Genomic DNA, 1,769 nt, shown 5'->3' on the forward strand with positions numbered 1-1,769 from the left:
CATGGTTCCGGGGGCGCGCGGGGCGCGCGGGTTGCGTGTTGACCGTGCGCGGCGCGGCGCTTGGGCCGCGCCCCGTCGGAACATAGCGCACTTCGGCATGGGGGGCGAGTGGAAATCAAGGCCGTTGCGCCAACGGAAGGGTATCGGCGGCAGGCGGAATGCCGCACCGGAATGTCGGGGCAGGGGGGATAGGGCGCAGCATGCGTCGCAAGCGGGGGCCGGGACGACACATGCAGGGCGAACAGAAGCCTTCACGCCGGGTATGGTCCGCAAACGAAAAACGCGCGGCGGCACATGACCGCCGCGCGTATCCGCACGATGTGGACGGGGGGCCGCCCTACTTGTTCTGCTGCTGCAACGACTGCATCATCTCCTTCAGCGGCTGGCCGTTGGGGGCCTTGGCGTCGGGGTTGATGGCCAGCAGTTCGCGCCAGGCCTTCATGGCGTCGTCCTTCCGCTCCAGGTCGAAGTACAGCACGATGCCCTTGTTGAAGCGGGCAATCTGGTGCTTGGGATTGATGGCGATGGCCTTCTCGAAGGTGGCCAGGGCGCGGTCGTGCTGATGGTCTTCACGGTACATCACGGCAAGGTCGGTCAGCACGTCCGGGTCGTCTGGCTTGAGCGCCAGCGACTTTTCGTAGGCGGGGATGGCCTTCTTGGGCTGGTCGGTGTCGAAGTACAGGTGGCCCAGCTTGGTCCATGCGGTCACGTCGTTGGGGTCTTTCAGCACCGCCTGCTCCATTTCCAGGATGCGGCCCATGACGTCGGGCGAAATCTGGCTGGCTGCGCCGTTCTGGGCCTGCTGGCTTGGGGCGGACACGGCGCGCTTTTCCTGCGCGGGCGCGGGTGAATACAGGCTTGCCACCTGCACGCCAAGGAACGCGCCGACGATCAGCGCCACGGCCACGGCCATGTACATGGTGGACTTGCGGACGTAGTCGCCGTCCTGCTGCTGGCGGCCTTGCGTTCGGTGTGTCTGCGACATGGATGCTCCATTCAGATGTAGGAAAGTGTGTGCCGGGCACGGTGCGGCGTAGGCTCCAGGCGTCCCGGTCAGGTGGGCAGTGTTACCCGCGTGCGCGGCATCCGGCAAGAGGCGGGGAGAAAAGGGCGAAAACGATGCCGCGCATGCTGATTATTACTTGCTGTAAAACCGGTGTATTATGTGATTGTTTTGGGCTTTTCGCAAAAACCGTGTTGACACCTGGCCGCCTGATGCCCTAATTACCCCCTTCGCCGCGACCGATTGCCCCGACCACTTCGTGCAAGGGCAAACGGACACGGCACCGCTCTTTCTAGCCGAACAGTCAGTGCTTTCCTGAATCCCATCGGGGCTTCACGGGGTCTTCGAGAAAAATCGAAGAAAACGAAAAAAGCGGTTGACACCTGGCGGGACGCTGGGGCATACATGCTCCTCGCCGCGACGGGAAGCCCCGGCGGGGCGACGGGCCGCAGGATGCTGCGGTTCACGGAATCGGTTCTTTGACAAGTAAATAGCGAGTCGGGAAGGAATCAGCCTTTACGATAAGTAATCAATCGTGCGGGTGTCTCAATTACGAGGCGTTCGTGCGACTTCAGTTTTTCAACTGGAGAGTTTGATTCTGGCTCAGATTGAACGCTGGCGGCGTGCCTAACACATGCAAGTCGTGCGTGAAAGGGCTTCGGCCTGAGTAAAGCGGCGCACGGGTGAGTAACGCGTGGATGATCTGCCCATGAGTTGGGAATAACGGCTGGAAACGGTCGCTAATACCGAATACGCTCCGATTTCA

Annotated in this window: 1 protein-coding gene and 1 rRNA gene; one reads left to right on the plus strand and one right to left on the minus strand. The window is 61.8% G+C overall.

What is annotated here, in order from left to right:
• Positions 1-337: 337 nt before the first annotated feature.
• Entirely contained in the window at positions 338-985 is a 648-nt protein-coding gene (locus tag FVW20_RS14255; RefSeq protein WP_196610138.1) for a tetratricopeptide repeat protein, read from the minus strand.
• A gap of 598 nt (positions 986-1,583) precedes the next feature.
• On the opposite strand from FVW20_RS14255, the gene FVW20_RS14260 reads away from it, so the two are divergent.
• Positions 1,584-1,769: ribosomal RNA gene (locus tag FVW20_RS14260) — 16S ribosomal RNA — on the plus strand; the annotation flags it as partial.

Source organism: Nitratidesulfovibrio oxamicus (assembly GCF_015731765.1).
GTDB lineage: Bacteria > Desulfobacterota > Desulfovibrionia > Desulfovibrionales > Desulfovibrionaceae > Cupidesulfovibrio > Cupidesulfovibrio oxamicus.

Excerpts from the sequence above, each read along its gene's own strand:
- FVW20_RS14255 (WP_196610138.1), bottom strand. The coding sequence starts at position 985 with ATGTCGCAGACACACCGAACGCAAGGCCGCCAGCAGCAGGACGGCGAC.